Raw genomic sequence first — 19,650 nt, 5'->3', positions numbered from 1 at the left:
AAACTAAAAACAAGCCTAAACATTGACGCGCTAGTAAAAGACAAGCTATAGCATAGCAGGGCCTAATTATTCACTAAACTAACGAGTGCAAACTAAGGCTTGAAGCTCAACCTTAGCTTCAACACGACTGTGTAGAAAAGGAACTCCTGATGAACAAAGGTTTAGCCGCTTTAGAGCCTAATAAAATTGACTCACGCTTGGGCCCTCACTTAGAGGCTGGCGAGTTAGTGTTATGGCAAAATCAGCCCCGTGCCGGCAGCCTGCCAAAGCTCAGTCACACTATTGGGGCACTGATGCTGCTCCTAGGAGGTGGCCTACTCGCAAGCTCTATAGTGGCGCCAAACCTCTCTCCGGTGGCGCGCTATACCCCAGCCACTGTCGCCATGCTGCTTGGCTCATTTTTGCTATTTCAAGGCTGGCGACGCCGCGCTAGCCTCTGGTGTTATGCAATCACAGACCGACGTTTACTATCCGTCTTTGGCGATAAATTAATCCGCTCTCTGGCCCCCGAGCAACTGGATAAGTACTCACTAAAAATACAGGGTGATACGGTCTATTGGATGAAGTTTGTGCACTCTGGAGGGCGCGACACGATTTCCGGACAATACAGAGCAGAAGATGGGCGCTATGTTGGCTTCCATGGTCAAACTGACCCCCAAGCTACAAAATCAATGATCGAAAGCTGGCGACGGAACATAAGTCAGGAATCACTATCTGTAGCAAGTACTTTCGTCAAAACCATGAGTAACAGAAGCACGGCTGGGAATGAGGACCAGCACATTGACCCTGCCGCCAGTGTTCAGCGGATTCGCCATCTGCGGAGCGGGCTCTATTTTGATATCCCAGCCGACTGGCGGGTAGCCGTCAGATCACAGTATGACGGACCACTGATACTATTTGGTATTAAGCTACTTCCGCGCTTTATTCGCCAGGGCCCAGAGCGACCCTATGGCGACTCGGAGCCATGGAACGCTCTGTCGGCACACGCTGCACCTGAAGCTGCCCTAGACATGCTCATTTACGACAGGCCGCTTGCGACAACCTTAGACTCAGTACTAAAGGACCCCTTTACCCAGACCACTGGCGCTAAGATTCTTCACAGCAAAGATCAGTTAAGCATCGGTCCTTTCAAGGGCTTCGCTGTAGTGCGCAAGCTGCCAGCCGGATCAGAGATCAAAAACATCGAGTCACTTTCAGGTCCGGCAATGCTGCGCCAAGTTTGGTTAGGCAATGCAGACTGCTCTATTGAAGTGAGCGGCTATGCCCTTGAAAGGCAGAGCAAAGTACAAGAGGCCATCGACGCGATGATCGCATCGATAAGCCTGCCAGATAAATAAAGCTGTTAGACTTCTTCTTTATGTCGAACGACCTCACCTTCAACCATGAAGATAACTTCCTCGGCAATATTTGTTGCCAGGTCAGCGATTCTTTCAAGGTATCGTGAGGTCGATAGCAGCCCTATGGCTCTATCTACGGTAGATGGGTCCTCCATCATTAAGGCCTGCAATTCCACGTACATCTGACGATTCACACGGTCTACTTCGTTATCCATAGCGATAACGTTACGAGCAAACTCCACATCCAGCTTAACCAATGCATCCAAGCTGCCGCGCACCATAGTTTGGATACGCTGGAACATGCCATGACTAAAGTCTTTAGGACAAGCAATGGGACTTTTACTTGATAGGTATATAGCTCGCTTGGCGATATTGACAGCGAAATCGCCGATACGTTCTAGGTCATTATTCACTTTCAAAACGACTACGATAAATCGCAGATCCACAGCTACGGGTTGATGCAGTGCCAGGATTTTTAAGCACTCTTGCTCTATCTCAACCTCTTTATCATTAATCAGCAGCTCATCGCTGAACACGACTTCACATAACTCGGGCCTTCGGTCATGGAACGCTAACACGGCATTATTAATCGACTTCTCAACCATGCTCCCTAAAAGAAGAATATCCTTCTTCAGCTGATCAAGATCTCTCTGTAAGTGACGTGACATAATGTCCTCGAAAATAATAGTTTAAGGCTTAGCCAAAGCGGCCAGTGACATAATCTTCTGTGCGCTGTTTTTTGGGCCGTGTGAACAACTGATCAGTAATGCCAAACTCAATTAAATCACCCATTTCCATAAAAGCGGTGTAATCCGATATCCGTGCAGCTTGCTGCATATTGTGTGTAACAATCACAATGGTGTACTGGGACTTAAGCTCAAAAATCAGATCTTCAATCCTGGCACTAGAAATAGGATCAAGCGCTGAACAAGGCTCGTCCATAAGTAGAATATCCGGCTCCATGGCAAGGGCTCGTGCAATACAGAGTCGCTGCTGCTGCCCGCCTGATAAGTTGAGTGCCGAGCTATCTAAACGGTCTTTAACTTCGTCCCACAGTGCAGCTTGCTTTAAAGATTGCTCAACCAATTCATCACTTGAACCAGCGTAGCCGTTAATCCTTGGCCCCCAAGCGATGTTGTTATATATGGATTTGGGGAAGGGGTTGGGCTTTTGGAAGACCATACCTATACGACGTCTCACAGAAACCGCATCCACCTTCTCGGCGTAAAGGTTTTGTCCGGCAAAGCTGATCTGCCCATCAATGCTAACTTCTGGAATAAAGTCATTCATACGATTCAGCGAGCGCAGTAAAGTACTTTTGCCACAGCCGGAGGGACCAATAATAGAAGTCACTTTGTTCTTTGCGATGGGAAATGACACATTCTTCACCGCTGCCACACCGGAGTAGCTGATACTGACCTTATCCAGATTAAGTACAGCTTGCTCAGAAGAGCCTGAAATTTCTCTGTCATTCATAGTTCGGGACATCACTTAAGCTTTTGCTCCGTTTTGTGTCTAATAAATATGGCTGTAGCGTTCATGATCAACAGGACAGCTAACAGTACGATAATTGCGCCAGATGCCAGTTCATGGAACTCCTGTTGTGGCCTTGAAACCCAGTTATAGATTTGTATCGGCATCACAGTGAAGGAGTCCATAGGCCCCTCAGGCAAAAAGGCGACATAGGTCAGTGCACCAATCATGATTAATGGGGCTGTCTCTCCAATTGCACGTGAAAGGGCCAGGATGACACCGGTCAGAATGCCCGGAAATGATGCAGGTAGAACATGCGACCAAGCTGTTTGCCAGCGTGTAGCACCGAGTGAGTAAGCTGCATGTCGAATACTCATTGGCACCGTTTTAATGGCCTCTCGGCTGGCAATAATAATGACTGGCAAAATCAGTAGACTCATAGTTAGTGCGCCTGAGATCAGGCTCCGCTCTAATGCTAGGCCACGCACAAATATCGCCAAACCAATAATGCCGTACACAATAGATGGCACACCGGCCAAGTTAGCAATATTGAGCTCAATCAAGCGATTGACCCGGCCATTATGACTAAACTCCTCTAAATAAAGCGCCGTTGCCACGCCAATGGGAATCGCGATGAAGGCCACCATAGTAATTAGCCACAAGGTCCCAACTAAAGCTGACTTAATCCCTGCTTTATGAGGGAAGCGTGACGGGAAACTAGTAAAAAACTGCAGGTCCAGCCATTTGAAGCCGTCCATAGAGACCTGATACAAGAGCACACAGAGCAAAGCGGCCCCAGCCCAGGTAACTGCAGCGCAAAAATGCGCAAATAACTTAGCTTTACGCTGCCGATTTCTAAGCTGTGCAGCACTTTTTTTGGGGCAGTAAAGTGTTGAGTTTTTATTCACTAGTCATAGACCTCGCGAAAGCGATTCAAGAAATATTGCGATAGCGCATTCAATAGCAGGGTAATCAAAAACAGTAAGGCAGCGACTGCAAACAGAGTCTGATAGGCAACGCCACCGGCCGGAGTATCGCCCAAGCTGACCTGCACAATATAAGCAGTCATCGTTTGAATGCTTTCCAAAAAGCTAAGCGAGAGGTTGGGCGTTGCACCCGCAGCCAAAGTCACTGCCATGGTTTCACCAATCGCACGTGATATAGCCAACAGAAACGAAGCCATGACGCCAGATAAACCCGCCGGAACCACCACCTTAGCGGTGACCTCATAAGACGTCGCACCCAGAGCGTAGGCGCCCTGGCGAAGTGAGTCGGGAACTGCACGCAAAGCATTATCACTCAGTGTGGCAATCATCGGTAAAATCATGATGCCAACCACAATGGCAGCACTTAGAGCATTAAATACTTGTAAATTAGGGATTAGGACTTTTAATAGCGGCGTAATAAAGGTCAGAGCAAAAAAGCCATAAACCACCGTAGGAATACCTGCTAATAACTCCAATACAGGCTTTACTATCGAGCGAACCCGGGCAGAGGCATACTCACTTAAATACACCGCACTCGCTAAGCCAACAGGGATGGCAACAATTGCCGCGCCAAAGGTGACCAACAAGGTTCCCCAAACAAGCGGTAAAACTCCGTAAGAACTAGGCTCTAGCAGTGGCACCCAGCGGGTACCGAAGAAAAATTCACTTGGTGAGACATGGCCAAAAAATGCCAAAGACTCCTTGGCTAGAACCGCAATGATCACCAGCGTTGTAATAAGGGATATCAAGGTGCAGAGGGCGAGTCCTGATTTAATCAGGAACTCACCCCAGCGGATACCCTTGCCATTAATGTCGATCTTTTCCATAACTCGAAAGATATCCTTTGTGGCCTTAAGTACTGAGCAAACCTTACTCAGCGCTCAGCAAGTTAGCTACGCTAGGCTCAGCCCCTGCAGTATATGCAGTACCTGCCTCACCCCGGGTGATACGTTCCATTGCGCGAACGTAGGTCTGCTCAGGCAGCGGGATATAGCCGACCTCAGTAGATAACTCCCCAGCTTTATTGATATAAAATTCGACAAAGGCTTTGACTTCAGGACGCCCAAGGGCTTGCTTGCGCAGGTAGATGAATACGGGGCGTGAAAGAGGCTCATAGGTCCCGTTATTGATGGTTATTGCGGTGGGCGCAACGGGGCCATTACCGCCGTCGATGGGCACTACTTTCAACTTATCTTGATTAGCGGCGTAATAAGCAAAGCCAAAGTAGCCTAGAGCATTGATATCTCCACTGACGCCTTGCACTAAGGCATTGTCATCCTCGCTCGCCGTATAGTCGGGGCGCGACATGCCGGACTTGCCGTTAATGGTTTCGGTGAAGTAATCAAAGGTTCCAGAGTCGGTGCCAGGGCCATAGAGACGGATCTCTTGATCGGGCCAGTTCGAGCGAATATCACTCCAGGTTTTTACTGTGCTATTGGGCTCCCATATGCGCTTGAGCTCGGCAACACTTAGGCTATCTACCCAGCTATTTTCTTTATTAATAATGACTGATAAGCCATCGTAGGCCACGGGCAGCTCGATAAACTCAATCCCCTTCTCATTAGCGATGCTGATTTCTTTGTCCTTAATTGGACGTGAGGCATTATTAATGTCTGTTTCAGCGGCAAGAAACTTCTTAAAGCCACCACCCGTTCCAGACACCCCAACAGTGACCCTGACTTTGGGCTGAACTGCGAGAAACTCCTCAGCAACCGCTTCACTCACCGGGAAAACAGTACTGGATCCATCCAATGAAACAGTGCCTGTCAGCCGCTCACTAGCATAGGCTGTCGCGCTGAGTGTGGCTGCAGAGATTGAGGACATTAATACGCTCAAACCAACTAACTTTTTAAATGACATAATTCTCTTTTCCTTAGTGACTTACGTAATGTAACTGTCTGTTTAGTGACTTAATTGTCGTCGCTAAATATTAAGAACATATAAATATGCAGTTAATTCTTGCTTCCCCTATGCTTAAAACTTAATTTCATAGCCCACTGCAAAACTTGAGTCATCGACCGACTTGGATCCATCAAAGCGCTCAATATTGGCGTAATAGGCAAACACTTTGCTCTGCTTATTCAGCTTCTTATCGACACCAAATACCATCTGCTCATCTTCGCTGGAGTTGCTGTAATCAGTTTTTCCGTACTGCCCTTTTATCAGCCAGCCAGAACCTAAGTCCTGAGTTGCGCTAACTAGCCAAGAATCTTCATCAGCACTACCGTCAACCTTTTCGGCCTCCTGCCACAGCAGACCTAGCTTGGTGTTGCCTAATGTGAAGTCTGTCATTACGCGAGTGGTATCTTGTGAGTCGACATCGTCATTTCTTGCGACAGCTGCACTCAACCAATCATTTTTATAATTTAAGGACAGAGAAACACCGTCGGATAAACCGTTTTTTTCGGATGAGCCGCTTGAATCTTCACCGGCTATCATTGCTGCACTGGCAGTGAATCCAGACATGGTCGGCGTGCTATACATAACGATATTTTTTACTCGATCTTCACCTTCCATATAGTGCTTAATGTCCCCCAACAGCTGATCATTGAAGCGGTCAACTTTGCCCTGGGCTAGTTTCAGCGGAGTATCGTGCTTACCGGCTATCAGTGTTCCGTAATCACTGCTAAAGCCGGCATAAATGTTGCGCTGCTCAAAAGTGTCTTTACCTTTACTAGAGCTGCTTTCGCCATCATCGATATGCACTTCAAATTCCATTTGATAGATCGCCTTGAGCGCATCATTGATTTTATAGCTGCCCTTAACGCCCAGGCGTGAGGCATTACTATTTAGCTGCCATTCATCCACCTTCGGAGACTTGCTCTGCTCTTCGACATCGTTAAGTGATAAGTTGGCTTTGCCGTAGATAGTAAAATCATTTTCGGCGTAGCTGCTTGCACCTGCTGTACACAAAGCCGCAGCTGTCAGTGTTAGACAAAATCTCTTCATAATTTAATCCCCTATTCATGAGTGTTACGCTTGGCATCAGCCTTGGACTCATTGCCGGCCTCGTGCTTAGCTGGGGCGCATTTTGTGCCAGCACTGTAAAGAGAGGATTAAGAGGGGATTAATTGCTAATTAATTTTATTGATAGACAGTGTTAGCGCTGTCTTATCTTCAGGCAGGGGCTACTTCAGAGCAGACTAAAGTCCACTCTGTAACTTGCCACATACTTACCTTGTGATGCTTTGTTTAAAGAGGAATGATGACTGTAAAAGTAGAACCGACTCCTGGCTCACTTTTTAAGGAAACAGAGCCAGCATGCTGTTCAGCGATATTCTTCACGATAGACAAGCCTAGGCCGGTGCCACCTAACTCGCGTGATCGCGCTTTATCAACCCGATAAAAACGCTCAAATACACGCTGTTGATACTGATAGCCGATCCCAATGCCGGAATCCTCCACCACTAACTCTGCACTATCCTTGCTGCTGACTAGGGAAATACTCACTAGTCCACCTTCTGGCGTGTACTTCACTGCATTGTCGATAAGGTTATCGACTAACTGACTTATCCCTTGTATATCACCTGGAATAAGCACCTGCTTATCTGAAGCTAATTCGAGCTTCATTGTGAGCTGTTTGTCTTGGCAGACCTGCCTAAAGCTATTGATAGATCGGCGCACGACTTCCCCTAGATCTATCAACTGGCTATCTTGCTCACCCTGTACAGACTCAAGACGTGATAGCGTCATAAGATCTGTCACTAACTTAGATAAACGGATACTCTGGGCATGGATTTTTTCAGTGAAGCTATGCCTGATGCCTGCATCCATATCCTCGTCATCTAAAATAGTCTCTGCTAGGCCCCTAATAACTGTAATAGGCGTTTTTAGCTCATGGGATGCATTGGCAACAAAGTCTCGCCTAACTCGCTCCAAGCGGTCTAGCTCTGAAATATCGTGCAGTACTACCACCGCCCCTATGGTTTCATCTGCCACATTTCTAAGCACCGCGACATAGATATCGACCAGCAGATCTTCACCTTCAGTAGGCCGCCGGAACTGACTTTTAACCACTTCTTGCGTCTGCATTGCTTGCTCAAGCACCGTATTTATTTCCTGAATCCGAACTTGCTCCCAAATCAACTGATTCATGCAATGCGGCATTGACAGGCCAAGTAATTTGCCCGCTGCTTGATTGATATGGACAATTTTTTGCTGTTGATCAACAGCAATCACCCCCTCGACCATTCCGGCAAAAATCATAGCGAGGCGATTGCGCTCATTAGTGATTTCTTCCATTCGCAGTAAGGAGCTTTTTGCCATTCGATTAAATGCATCCGCCAGCTGACCTATCTCATCACGCCGTGACACTGAAATACGCTTGTCGTAGTCACCTTGTGAAATAGCTTCAGCTATTTCTGTCATTTTGCTCAGCGGGTCTGAGAATCGCTTGGCAAAATATAGACCCAACAGCAAGGCAGCCAATGCAGCAATAATGGCAGCGAACAACACTACCAGGCGCAGTTGAGCGAGCTTTTGATCGATTGTAGTCAGCGGCAGAGAACTACGCACGAAGCCAATAGCTTTATCATCATCCACTACCACTTGTGCCCGATAGACCATTTGCTGCTGCAGAGTCTGGCTATAGCGAGAGATTGTGGAGGAGCCCACAGAGCTGGACTCTATTATTTCTGGCCGCTGAGCATGATTATTCATGTTCTCAGGAAACTCTTTTGAGTCAGCAACAACACGGCCATCATCTGCAATAACAGTGAGACGGCTGCCTGTATCTTTGCCTAGCCTCAGGAGGGTTTCTTGGAGGGACTCGCCGGAAGCCTTAACTGTAGACTGTTTATAATTATCCTCCGACCTTAACTCATCTTTTGTTGCTGCTAAGTCATCTCGCAGTGCTTGCTTCGCAATCTCTGCTAAAAACTCAGAGCGTACCGCAAGGGACTGATGAATCTCGGCTAAGCCATTTTCAGTGACTTGGCGACTGACTAAAGTACCGACAATCAGAGTGAAAATAACAATAATAACGACATAACCCGCGTACAGCCTCCAGAGTAACTGAGAACGAAACATGATGGTGTCAGATGACCTCTGTGATTATCTTTATTGCCACTTAGACTATCTAATTCGCTTCTATAAAGCGGTAGCCAACACCGCGTATTGTCTCGATATACTGCTGATCAATACATATTTTCTTTCGAATGGCCCGGATGTGTACGTCAATATTACGGTCCACAACGACCACATCACCGCCAAAAGCTTGGTTTAATAGCTGCTCTCGAGTAAACACTCTGCCAGGGTTGCTGGCCAAGTAGTACAAAAGACGAAACTCGCTGGCGGTAAGCTTTACCTGCTCTCCGCTTACACTGACGCTGTGCTTGAGCGCGTCAATCCGCAAGCCATCGAGCTCTACGCTATCGCCATTTGAGGTAGGCGCAGTGCTCGCGCTCCGCCGCAATACCGCCTTAACTCGAGCGATCAACTCTTTGGGGCTAAAGGGCTTGGTCACGTAGTCATCGGCGCCAATACCCAAGCCCAGCACAAGATCACTTTCCTCGCCCTTAGCGGTAACCATAATAATGGGGATATGTTGGGTCGTTTCATCGTTTTTTAGATGACGGCAGATATCCAGGCCATCCATGCCCGGTAGCATGAGGTCGAGGAGCACCAAGTCTGGCTTTTCCTGTTGAATTAAGCCAAGACCCTCAGTGCCATTGAGGGAGCTGCTGACCTCAAAGCCTTCTCGCTTTAAGTTGTAGCTCAAGATCTGCAGGATATCTGGCTCGTCTTCAACGACCACTATATGCGTGTTGCGCATGGTATGGAGGCTTCCTAAGCATAGTAAAGCGCCAGACTATCACGCCTTTATAAAGAATTGATTAAGATTGATTAAGCCAAGGCTTAAGACTTGACCACGAGCCCTAGGTACTCTTCACAATTGGCCCATAGCAGCTTGTTTTTGAGCCATATTAAGGCCCTATTTGTGAGAATCATGTACAGAGTTTTACCAGTATTAGAGATAGCGCTACCGTGAAATTCCATCTGTAGCACTTTTAAAGCTTAGTTATGAGCAATATATTAATAGGCAAATATTAGAGCATGTATGCTATTTATAAATGAGCATTAATCAATGATAAATCTCAAAGCTTGGGGGCGCGCACTGCAACAGATGCAGAAATTATCGCCCGATGAGTGGCAAGCCTTAGACCCCATCTCCAAGTGGCTGATCGCCTGTAGGGCACCAGTGCTTTTTATGACCTTCACTGCCGCGGCCTTGGGCGGCTTGCTGGCCTGGCGCGATGCTGTATTCCACTGGGGCCCCTGGCTGGCAACGGCTGCCGGCCTGATGCTCGCTCACGCCACCAACAATCTTTTGAATGATTACACTGACTCTCGCCGAGGCATCGATAAGAACAATTACTACCGCAACCAATATGCGGTGCAAGTGTTAGAAGACGGGCTGATGACTCTGCGCCAATTCTGGCTATACACCGGTATCACCGGCGGCAGCGCTGTATTACTGGGTGCTTGGCTGGTTTCTCAACAGGGCGGACTGACCCTAGAACTGATGCTAGCAGGAATGTTTTTTGCCCTATTCTACACTTGGCCACTAAAGTATTTTGGCTTAGGTGAGCCAGCAGTATTGTTAGTCTGGGGCCCACTGATGGTCGGCGGCAGCTACTATGTATTGGCGGGCAGCTGGAGCTGGGAGCTTACTTGGGTCAGTATTGTGTTTGCTCTCGGCCCCACCACCGTACTATTCGGCAAGCATACCGACAAACTAGCAGCAGACGCCGACAAAGGTGTTAACACACTGCCGGTAATCATCGGTGAGTCGGCATCTCGAATCACTGTGTTGGCTATGATCTGCGCCCAGTATCTATTGTGCGGATATCTTGTACTGAGCACAGACTTTGGCTGGCCTCTACTGCTGGTTTTTGCCAACCTGGGTCACTTGCCAAGGCTCATAAGGACATTCCTAAAGCCGAAGCCGGATTTCGCCCCTCCCTATTATCCAGCTGGAGTTTGGCCCCTGTGGTTTTCCGCTCATAGCTTTAATCACACACGCCGCTTTACTACGCTATTTCTAATCGGGGTCATTGCGGACACGCTGCTGCAATCAATCTAGTGCCCCACTAATCCATTAGCTCAGCCTTCGCGCAAAACTGTCATCAAGGTATTTCAAATTGACTTCAACAGACATGACAAAGCTGATCATAATTTAATCCTTATGCTCGCGATTAAAGTACAAGCTTGAACAGCCCACTTAAATGTCTTAGCGTCTCAATCTAAGTACAAGTCCAAACAAACTGCATAATAATGCGAAGCTCAAATTGAGGAAATGCCATGACCTTTAAGCCTGTGATACTCACGGCGGCGCTTGCCATCATGTCCCTAAGCTCTGTTGTCAGATCTGAAATCGATGGCCATGGACCTGATGCTTGGCAGGTGACCGACATTGACAGGGGCAATGCGCTAAGCGCACATATGGGACCGGGAAGGGATTACCCTATTATCGACCACTTCGCAGCCAACGAACATGGCTTACAACAGGTCACCTGCGTGCCCCTGTTGCTAGGCGACATCCATTCAAAGCTGAGCGAATCCGAACTCGAAGCCCTGCCGCCCCGCTGGTGCTTGATGCGCAGTGCAGATTTGACTAAGGCAGGCTGGGTGGAGCAGCGCTTTATCACGCCAGATTACAGCAGCCATAACGAAATCACCGACGAGGACCCTGTTACCCAAGCGACCATGTTAGTACGCCGCCTCTATAAAATGTCAGACGAAGCCTCTCGAGGCCGAGGACAAAGTCCTTTGATGCCTGAGTGGGCCAGTGATTTTTTTACCGCAGATATTGTCGACCTGATCCACTCAGGGCAACTCACTGCACACCCTCTCTACAATGCGCAAGATTTTGAGGTTGAGATTCACCAAATTGAAGCTGACCCTGAGCGGCCGATGTTTAGAGGCATGATCACCATTAACGTCGACTTCAGTAATTTTGGCCAAGCGCAGCGCGCGGTATTCTATCTGCGCAGCGACACTATGCGAGAGGATGCCGCAATACGCATCTTCCACATCGAACACGATGGCTGGGAGCTGCCCTAAGCCCACAGCAGTCTAAGCCCAACTTAGCAATGCTGCTCTCAATAAGCTTGCTATTTATCTACATAGCAAGCTCTGCTAAGGGCTGTCCTTGAGCCACCCTTAGCATCGCCCGACCTCCAAACAAACATATATTGGCTCTCTTTGGCTAATATGTAATGATAAATAACCCTAGTTATACTAGGGTTATAATCACAATAAGCAGTGTTGGAGAGCCAGGTGTCCACAGCGACTTCAATGCATGAAAAGCAAGGCTTTTCATGGTTTGTTCTAGGCCTGATGGCCAGCGTCACCTTTGTTGGCATTCTGTCCGAGCTTGTACCCTCAGGTATATTGCCGCAGATGACCGAGGGGCTGGGCGTTGAAGAAAATGATGTCGGTTTTCTCGTCGGTATTTACGCCTTAGCTTCTGCTATTGCCGCCATTCCAATGGTCAGCGCCACCTTAGGGCTCAACCGTAAAGTATTGCTAATGGCTCTGCTAATTGGCTTCGCTGCCTCAAATATTATTGTCGGCATCTCATCATCCTATGATCTTATTATGGCTGCCCGGGTCGTGGGCGGTATTTGCGCAGGGATCATGTGGCCAATGATCGCCGCCTATGGCACGCGCCTAGTCCCCGCCAACATGCACGGCAAGGCTATTACGGTCATTATGTCTGGCAACACCCTAGGCATAAGCATTGGCTTACCACTAATGACCACGATTGGCCTGACATTTGGCTGGCGTAGTGTGTTCTTGGTATTAGGCGCCATAGTCGCCCTTATCACAGTACTGGCGTATTTTTATCTACCTAGTTTGAAGGGCGAGAAGCTAAATAAGAGCAATTCGCCGCTGGCAGTGCTGCAGATGCCTTCTATTCTAATTGTTCTGCTACTGACATTTTTGTCTGTTGTGGCCCACTATGGTGTTTACACTTACATTACCTTGCTGGTCGAGTTAATCGACTTTGTCGGCGGTATCGGTTTGGCACTATTGATATTCGGCATCGGCTCAGTCATTTCGGTAGTGGCTTCTGCCAAATATATCGATGCCTATTTGCGCCCCATGGTCGTTGTGATGCTCAGCGTTGGCGGCCTTTCAATGACGATGCTACTGGCTTTTAAAGGAACTATATTCGTCTCCCACACGGCATTTTTTCTCTGGGGGCTTGCCTTCGGGCCACTGGTAACTATGTACCAAACTGCTGTCACTAAACATGTTGACGAAGCCAGAGACATCGCCACCTCAGTGCAATCAAGTGTTTTTAATTTCTCCATTATGATCGCCACATGGATTGGCGGGATGCTACTGGTTTATTTTCCAGACAAGGGCGTCAAACTGATCGTCTATAGCTCTCTGGCCTGTTTTATCCTGGCCATAATCCTTGCATTTTTTGCTAAACGCACGCTGGGAGCTTCCTCAGCGTCGGCCATTCATCAATGAAAGGGAAAATCATGAAAAAATTTACCAATGCACTGATCTATCGACAACACGATGAGACCAGCGAAATCTTGGTCGACAACAATGGCGTGATCCAACAAATTGGCACAAACTTGCCCGATGCCGACCAAGAAATAGACCTGCAGGGTAGATTGGTCCTGCCCCCTTACGTGGATGCCCACTTGCACCTGGACTATGTCTATACCGCAGGCAATGAAGGCGCCACAAACACTAGTGGCACCTTATTCGAAGGCATTGCTCGCTGGCACGATGTCAAAAAAACCCAAACACTTGAGGATGCAAAAGAGCGCGCCTTAAAAGGCATTCAAGAAGAAGTGTCCAAGGGCGTCCAGTTTATCCGCACCCATATTGACGTAGATGACCCTCGGCTAACGGGCTTGAAAGCGATGCTAGAAGTTCGCGAACAACTTAAAGACAAGGTCACCATTCAGATCGTCGCATTCCCTCAGGAAGGAATGTATGCCTACAAAGGCGGCGACGAGATGGTTGAGGAAGCGCTTAAAATGGGCGCGGACTGTGTCGGAGCCATACCGCATTTCGAGTGGGCACGGGAGATCGGCGAAAAGTCCATCCATCGCACAGTTGAGCTAGCCCTCAAATACGACAAACTGATCGACGTGCACTGCGATGAGACCGACGATGTAATGAGCCGCTTCGTTGAGCTGCTCAACGCCCTAGTGATGAGCGAAAGCATTGGTACACGAACGGCAGCTAGTCATACCTGCTCTTTTGGCTCAGCCGACAATGCCTACGCATTTCGTATGATGCGTTTATTCCAGCAATCAGGCTTAAACTTTATTGCTCTACCTACCGAGAATGCTTATTTGCAGGGCCGGCAAGACAGCTATCCTAAGCGCCGTGGTTTAACACGGGTGAAAGAGCTGTGGGAGAGCGGTATCAATATATGCTTTGGACAAGATTCAATAAACGATCCCTGGTACCCAGTTGGCAATGGCAACTTAATGAATATTTTGGATAACGGCATCCATCTAGCGCAGACCATGTCCTTCGATGAACTGGACAGGTGCTTGGACTTAATCACTTACAATGGTGCCAAGACTTTAAACGTCGAAGATCAATACGGTATCGAAGAGGGTAAGCCCGCTAACTTCCTCGTACTGGATGCTAAGTCACCCTTTGAAGCTGTGCGCCAGCGAGCTGATGTACTGGCATCGATTCGCCATGGTGAATATCTCTTTAAGCGGCCGGAGCCGAGCTATGAAATTCCTCTCAAGCTACTTAACAACTCCTAAAGTAATGCTCTGATTTTTTTGATTGATTGCTGCATTATTGCGCGCCGCGTTAAGTGAGTAAGCTATAAATGGCTGACGCGGCAGCTTTCTACAGTCAGTGTTAAAGGTGTGCAGCAAACTATTAGTCTGTGAATATGCTATGGTGACTTGGCCTTGCGTGTATAAAAAACATTCGCTAATGGGAGAGTTTTTATGTATTACGTAGACATTCCAAGTGCTAGGGAAATCGGTGATCTCAGCCTCCTTCGTTCTAAGGCTTGTGTTTCCATCTACCTGCCAACAACCCCCTTAAGCCGTGAAACTGAAGCGAGCCGTATTAACCTTCGCAACTTACTTAAAAAGGCTATAAGCCAGTTAAAAGAAGCAAACTTTGATAAGCGCGGCATTGCCTCATTAGAGGAACAGGTAGAAGAACTATTAGTAGATGAAGATTTCTGGAGTCATCAGGCCAATAGTTTAGCGCTATTCCTCAGACCCGAATCAATGCGAACCTATCGCTTAGCGAACAAGTTAAGCGAGATTGTCGAGGTATCCGATCGCTTTCATCTCAAGCCTTTATTACGCGCGATTACTTTTCCCCACAGCGCCTATGTCTTAGCGATTTCAGAAATGGCTGTTCGCTTAATTGAGGTATCTGCGGACTTACCAGCCAGGGTAGTTGATGTGCCAGAGCTGCCAAAAGACCTTGAAGACCTTGTTGGTAAAGCTACGACTAAAGACTATTCAAACCTTGGCCACATGCACGGCGCACAGGGACATAAGCCCTATCTGACAAGATATGTACGCAAAATTAATAAAGCACTGCGCCCTATTCTACTGAACTCGGATCGCCCGCTTATATTAGCTACGACTAATAGCCTAGCGGCACTGTTCCGCTCAATGAGCGCTGTTCCCACTCTTGCCAAGATTATTGCAGGCAACCCCGATCATTTGAGCGAATCAGAGTTGGCGGCCGCGGCAAGACCGGTGCTAGATGCTCACTACGCAGATTTAATTGAAGACTTTCACCGCCTGTTTGAAGAGCGCACTGGCCAGAGGCGCACAACCACCGACATTTCCGATGCAGCTCGCTTGGCTACTTACGGCGGAATTGACCGTTTGCTGGTAGATATCGATAGTGTAGTTGATGGCTTTATTGACGAGGAAACGGGGGAAGTAACTTTCGGCAGTAAAAGTGATGCTATTAACTACGGTATTGTAGATGAGATTGCCGGCCGCGCTCTGCGCTCAGGTGCCAAAGTTATGGCCGTTCGAAGGAAGGACATTCCTGGGCGGCATGACTTGGCAGTGATTTCGCGCTATCCCACTGGCTAGTGCTTTGGCAGTAGCTTGCTAAGGTCAAAAGCTACAACCCTTGCTGCGGCAGCTCCTGCCATGGGCTCGCCAAGCCCAATTGCTGCCGCAGAAAGCACCCCAGCAAGCATATCTAGCAGCGGCAGTGCATCTAAGCCGGAGGCGGAGAATCTGCTGCCCTTTATGCTCTTGCCAGAGTAATTAATAAGTCTGTATTGTATGGACTCAGCATAAAGCTAAGACTCCCAGATAAAAAACAATCATATCTAAGGCAGCATTAAATGACTGAAAACAAGCTCTGGAGCCGCCGTCGAGTCATTGCGGCTAGCTGCCAGTTATCGGCCGCTCTGCTACTGAGCCCAGCACTAGCAACAGCGCAACAAGCCAGCACTAAGCGCCGGCTGAGGTGGCAAAACTGGGCCGGTAATCAAAAAAGCCTGCCACAACACATTGCTGTGCCCCGCTCCGAAGATGACATTATCAAACTGCTGCGTGACTCCAGCGGTGAAATCCGCCCGATGGGATCTGGTCACTCTTGGTCTGGGCTTGTCCCTAGTGATGGGACCCTTTTAAGTTTGGACAGGCTTAAAGGCCTGATCAGCCATGATGCCAATACACTGCAAGCCGAGGTTTGGTCTGGAACTAAACTGTTTGCCTACGGCCCCATGATGGCAGAGATTGATCAAGCTATTATCAACATGTCGGATATCAACTATCAGAGCATGGCAGGGGCTATATCAACCTCGACCCACGGCACAGGTAATGAGCTTGGCTGTATTTCATCTTTCGTAAGCGAGCTGCAGCTCATTACTCCAGATGGAGAATCGATCCGCTGCAGTGCAGAAAAAAACACAGATCTTTTTAATGCAGCCCGCAACGGTTTAGGTGTACTAGGAGTTATCACTCGATTGCGCTTCCAAAATCGAGAAAAACACCGTCTACATCAACAAACTTGGCTGGCGGATATCGAAGCGACACTAGACAATATCGAACAGCTCAATCGCGATAATGAACAGTTTGAACTATTTCCTCTACCCAACTCTGATAAAACGCTGGTTGTTGTGACTAACCCAGCGCAAGCTGGCGCCGCTGATCAGATCACGAACAACCCCGATGCGCTGGCAGATATGGAGAAACTATTCAATCTCAGCAATAAATTGCCCGCACTTTCCCAGTCGGTTTATAACATGGGCTTAGAAATGGCAGTTAGGGGCATAGAACATCGCATAGGCCCTTCATACGATGTGCTCGCTCACCCGCGCACCACCCTGTTTATAGAAATGGAATACACCGTACCCGCCGATTTGGGTGTCGATTGCCTGCGGGAGGTGCTGCAAACCATCAGAGACAAAGCACCTGAGGTGGCCTTCCCACTCGAATACCGATACGTGAAAGGCGACGACACAATGATCGGGATGTTTAGTGACCAAGACGGCTGCAGTATTTCGGTCCACCAATTTGCTAAGTACCCCAAGTGGCGCGACTATCTAGCTACCATAGAACCGGTATTTTGGAAATATGGCGGACGCCCACACTGGGGGAAATGGCACAGCCTTACTGACCAGTCGCTTGCTTCGTTATACCCGAATTGGCAGCAGTTCAAAACCATCCGCCAAGAGCTGGATCCTAAAGGTAGAATGCTAAACTCATACCTGCGAGAGCTCTTAGGGGAGGCTTAATGTCGCAGTAAAAACTTAAACACTGTGGCGCTTGATTAGCGCTCTATCCAAGCCTTCAAGCTAGCCCCAAATATATTGAGCTAGGCAAAAGTATGCAGCTAAGTAATTAATATTCAATAAATCGAGACCTTTGAAAAAATGACATACTTAAAACTTGGTAAATCAATCTCGTTCTGTGCTGTGCTCGCCTTAGCCGCTTGTAGCAGTGATAACAACATCGACAGCAAGGCCCAAGTTGCTAGTGCGCAACAAGCCAACATAGTGTTAGATGCACGTGGCCTAGAAATCTATAACACGAACTGCAAAGTATGCCATGGCATTGAAGGCACTGGAGCCCCAATGACGGGCAAGGCCTCTGACTGGTCAGAGCGCTCTAAAAAAGGCCTCGAAGCAATGTTGGCAAACGTGATGGATGGCATGAATGCCATGCCGCCCATGGGATCATGTTACGACTGTAATGAAGAAGAGCTTGAAGAACTCATACGCTATATGACTAACAACGAGATCTAATAAATGGAACAACTAACAAGCCAAGGACTAAAGCCTATGCAGTTAGTTTCCAAATAAATTAGAGGTGCAATATGCTGCGGTAGCCCGCGACATTCACCTCAAACTTGGTGTTTTGGTTCAAGTAATCCCGCATGGTTTCGGAAGCTTCCGGCTCGCCGTGGACCAGTTGTATTTGAGTCCCTGGTTCAAGAGCACTTTGTTTTAACCACTGCTCAAGCTCGCTGTAATCTGCGTGGGCAGATAAGCCTTCCAGTATTTCAATGCGCGCTTTAACTGGAACCCATTGGCCATGTATTTTTATCGTTTCTGCACCTCCGACCATTTTAGCGCCGCGGGTGCCCCCCGCCTGAAAACCTGCAAAAATCACCGTGGTTCTATGGTTCGACAATAATTGTTTAAAATGGTGGATGATTCTTCCGCCAGTAGCCATACCACTTCCAGCAATAATGATGTGGGGAAATTTCTGCTCCATTAAATCTTTGGATTCTTGGATAGAGCGGGTGTAAATAGTCGACTTACCCATGTCGAAACATTCTTCTTTCGTGAGCTTGTGTTGCTCAGGGTAGTTCCAATAAATTTCCGATACGTCAATCGCCATCGGACTATCTAAGTACACTGGCAAATTGGGTATACGTTGCTCCTGTTTTAAGCGGCATATCATGTATTGCAGCACCTGCGCTCTTCCCACTGCAAAAGAGGGGATTAACACACTACCTCCATTATTCGTGGTGCTATTAATAAGCTCAGCCAGTTCGCTATAAGGATCTTCAAGGCTGTGCTTACGATCACCGTATGTCGACTCAAGCAGCAGTAGATCTAGAGCCGGTAAAGGCTTAGGCGCATTCATAAATATATCCTTAGGACGGCCTACATCACCAGAAATACCTATGCACTTACCCTCAGCCTCCACAATGACACTTCCTGCGCCGAGAATATGCCCTACTGCTTGTATATAAAAACTGATCTCGCCAACACTTACCTGCTGTTCATAGTCAATTGGACGAAACAACTCCATGCAAGCTTCGGCATCATCTTGATTGTAAAGTGGCTCAGGTTTGTCATGACGACTTATTTTGTGGCGCTCAAGATAACGCGCCTCTTCCTCCTGCAAATGACCACTATCGGCAAATAAAATAGCACACAACTCAAGCGTCGCGTGATGGGCATACACCGGACCTCGATAGCCATGCTTGTAAAGCACTGGAACGTAGCCAGAATGATCCAAGTGAGCATGGCTGAGGATAACGGCATCCAATGAAGCAATGTCTAAGGGGACTGGCTCTCGATTACGGCGACGCAACCACTTGTAACCCTGAAATAAACCACAATCGACCAATACTCGCGTAGTGTCTGTTTCCACTAAGAACTTAGAGCCTGTTACTGTTTCTGCGCCACCTAAAAAAATAATTTTCATATCTAGAGCTTCCTTTTTCTGGTACTTGCTCAGCTAGGCAAGCTCGCTGAAGTTGCCCAGCGATTAGCACTAGCTAAACTCAGTCAAAGCTTACTATAAGCCTAATTACCGCCTTAGGGGCAAATGCTTATCTCTACTACTATCTGCTTGTAGCGAGCTTATAAACAAAAAAACCCAGCATTTCGCTGGGTTTTAAGCTGT

17 protein-coding genes are annotated in these 19,650 nt (G+C 47.9%); 8 read left to right on the top strand and 9 right to left on the bottom strand.

Translation table 11 applies throughout. The features are described from left to right. The first annotated feature begins 149 nt into the window (after positions 1-149). Positions 150-1,337, top strand: a complete 1,188-nt coding sequence (locus H2508_RS01090; RefSeq protein ID WP_182168567.1) for a hypothetical protein — start codon at positions 150-152, stop codon at positions 1,335-1,337. Positions 1,338-1,342: 5 nt separating this feature from the next. Here the strand turns inward: H2508_RS01090 and phoU are convergent, their stop codons facing one another. The 8 genes from phoU to H2508_RS01050 all read right to left on the bottom strand — a co-directional run bounded on the left by phoU (position 1,343) and on the right by H2508_RS01050 (position 9,569). Beyond that, positions 1,343-2,005, bottom strand: coding sequence for a phosphate signaling complex protein PhoU (gene phoU, locus H2508_RS01085; protein WP_182168566.1), 663 nt, complete (start codon positions 2,003-2,005; stop codon positions 1,343-1,345). A 28-nt stretch (positions 2,006-2,033) separates the two neighbouring features. Next, positions 2,034-2,813, bottom strand: coding sequence for a phosphate ABC transporter ATP-binding protein PstB (gene pstB, locus H2508_RS01080; protein WP_182168565.1), 780 nt, complete (start codon positions 2,811-2,813; stop codon positions 2,034-2,036). A gap of 11 nt (positions 2,814-2,824) precedes the next feature. Beyond that, the gene (pstA, locus tag H2508_RS01075) at positions 2,825-3,718 is read right to left on the bottom strand and encodes a phosphate ABC transporter permease PstA (protein WP_182168564.1); all 894 of its coding nucleotides are present in this window, start codon (positions 3,716-3,718) and stop codon (positions 2,825-2,827) included. Continuing rightward, positions 3,718-4,623, bottom strand: coding sequence for a phosphate ABC transporter permease subunit PstC (gene pstC, locus H2508_RS01070; protein WP_182168563.1), 906 nt, complete (start codon positions 4,621-4,623; stop codon positions 3,718-3,720). Before pstC ends, pstA begins: the two co-directional genes overlap by 1 nt. Before the next feature lie 43 nt (positions 4,624-4,666). Continuing rightward, entirely contained in the window at positions 4,667-5,656 is a 990-nt protein-coding gene (locus tag H2508_RS01065; protein WP_182168562.1) for a PstS family phosphate ABC transporter substrate-binding protein, read from the bottom strand. 114 nt (positions 5,657-5,770) lie between these two features. Then, the gene (locus H2508_RS01060) at positions 5,771-6,745 is read right to left on the bottom strand and encodes a porin (protein ID WP_182168561.1); all 975 of its coding nucleotides are present in this window, start codon (positions 6,743-6,745) and stop codon (positions 5,771-5,773) included. Positions 6,746-6,988: 243 nt separating this feature from the next. Beyond that, positions 6,989-8,824 carry an ATP-binding protein gene (locus H2508_RS01055; RefSeq protein WP_182168560.1) on the bottom strand — a complete coding sequence of 612 codons (1,836 nt, stop codon included), beginning with the start codon at positions 8,822-8,824 and terminating at the stop codon, positions 6,989-6,991. 49 nt (positions 8,825-8,873) lie between these two features. After that, entirely contained in the window at positions 8,874-9,569 is a 696-nt protein-coding gene (locus H2508_RS01050) for a response regulator (RefSeq protein ID WP_182168559.1), read from the bottom strand. A gap of 312 nt (positions 9,570-9,881) precedes the next feature. On the opposite strand from H2508_RS01050, the gene H2508_RS01045 reads away from it, so the two are divergent. From H2508_RS01045 to H2508_RS01015, 7 genes are all read left to right on the top strand, one after another. Further along, positions 9,882-10,880: a prenyltransferase gene (locus H2508_RS01045; protein ID WP_182168558.1), complete on the top strand. Its 999-nt coding sequence runs from the start codon at positions 9,882-9,884 to the stop codon at positions 10,878-10,880. Positions 10,881-11,098: 218 nt separating this feature from the next. Next, entirely contained in the window at positions 11,099-11,860 is a 762-nt protein-coding gene (locus H2508_RS01040; protein WP_182168557.1) for a hypothetical protein, read from the top strand. A gap of 216 nt (positions 11,861-12,076) precedes the next feature. Further along, the gene (locus H2508_RS01035) at positions 12,077-13,282 is read left to right on the top strand and encodes an MFS transporter (RefSeq protein WP_220463544.1); all 1,206 of its coding nucleotides are present in this window, start codon (positions 12,077-12,079) and stop codon (positions 13,280-13,282) included. An 11-nt stretch (positions 13,283-13,293) separates the two neighbouring features. Further along, a complete protein-coding gene (codA, locus tag H2508_RS01030) occupies positions 13,294-14,553 on the top strand; it encodes a cytosine deaminase (RefSeq protein WP_182168556.1) in 1,260 nt (419 codons plus the stop codon). A 192-nt stretch (positions 14,554-14,745) separates the two neighbouring features. Then, positions 14,746-15,867, top strand: coding sequence for a baeRF11 domain-containing protein (locus H2508_RS01025; RefSeq protein ID WP_182168555.1), 1,122 nt, complete (start codon positions 14,746-14,748; stop codon positions 15,865-15,867). Positions 15,868-16,127: 260 nt separating this feature from the next. After that, complete coding sequence (locus H2508_RS01020; RefSeq protein WP_182168554.1) at positions 16,128-17,525, top strand: D-arabinono-1,4-lactone oxidase; 1,398 nt, start codon at positions 16,128-16,130, stop codon at positions 17,523-17,525. A gap of 138 nt (positions 17,526-17,663) precedes the next feature. Beyond that, a complete protein-coding gene (locus tag H2508_RS01015; RefSeq protein WP_182168553.1) occupies positions 17,664-18,035 on the top strand; it encodes a c-type cytochrome in 372 nt (123 codons plus the stop codon). A gap of 58 nt (positions 18,036-18,093) precedes the next feature. Here the strand turns inward: H2508_RS01015 and H2508_RS01010 are convergent, their stop codons facing one another. Further along, a complete protein-coding gene (locus H2508_RS01010) occupies positions 18,094-19,449 on the bottom strand; it encodes an MBL fold metallo-hydrolase RNA specificity domain-containing protein (protein ID WP_182168552.1) in 1,356 nt (451 codons plus the stop codon). Positions 19,450-19,650 lie beyond the last annotated feature (201 nt).

The organism is Sediminihaliea albiluteola (assembly GCF_014077625.1).
Classification (GTDB): domain Bacteria; phylum Pseudomonadota; class Gammaproteobacteria; order Pseudomonadales; family Halieaceae; genus Sediminihaliea; species Sediminihaliea albiluteola.
The sequence above is the reverse complement of the archived record's forward strand: the minus strand, read 5'-3'. Positions and strand labels throughout refer to the sequence as shown.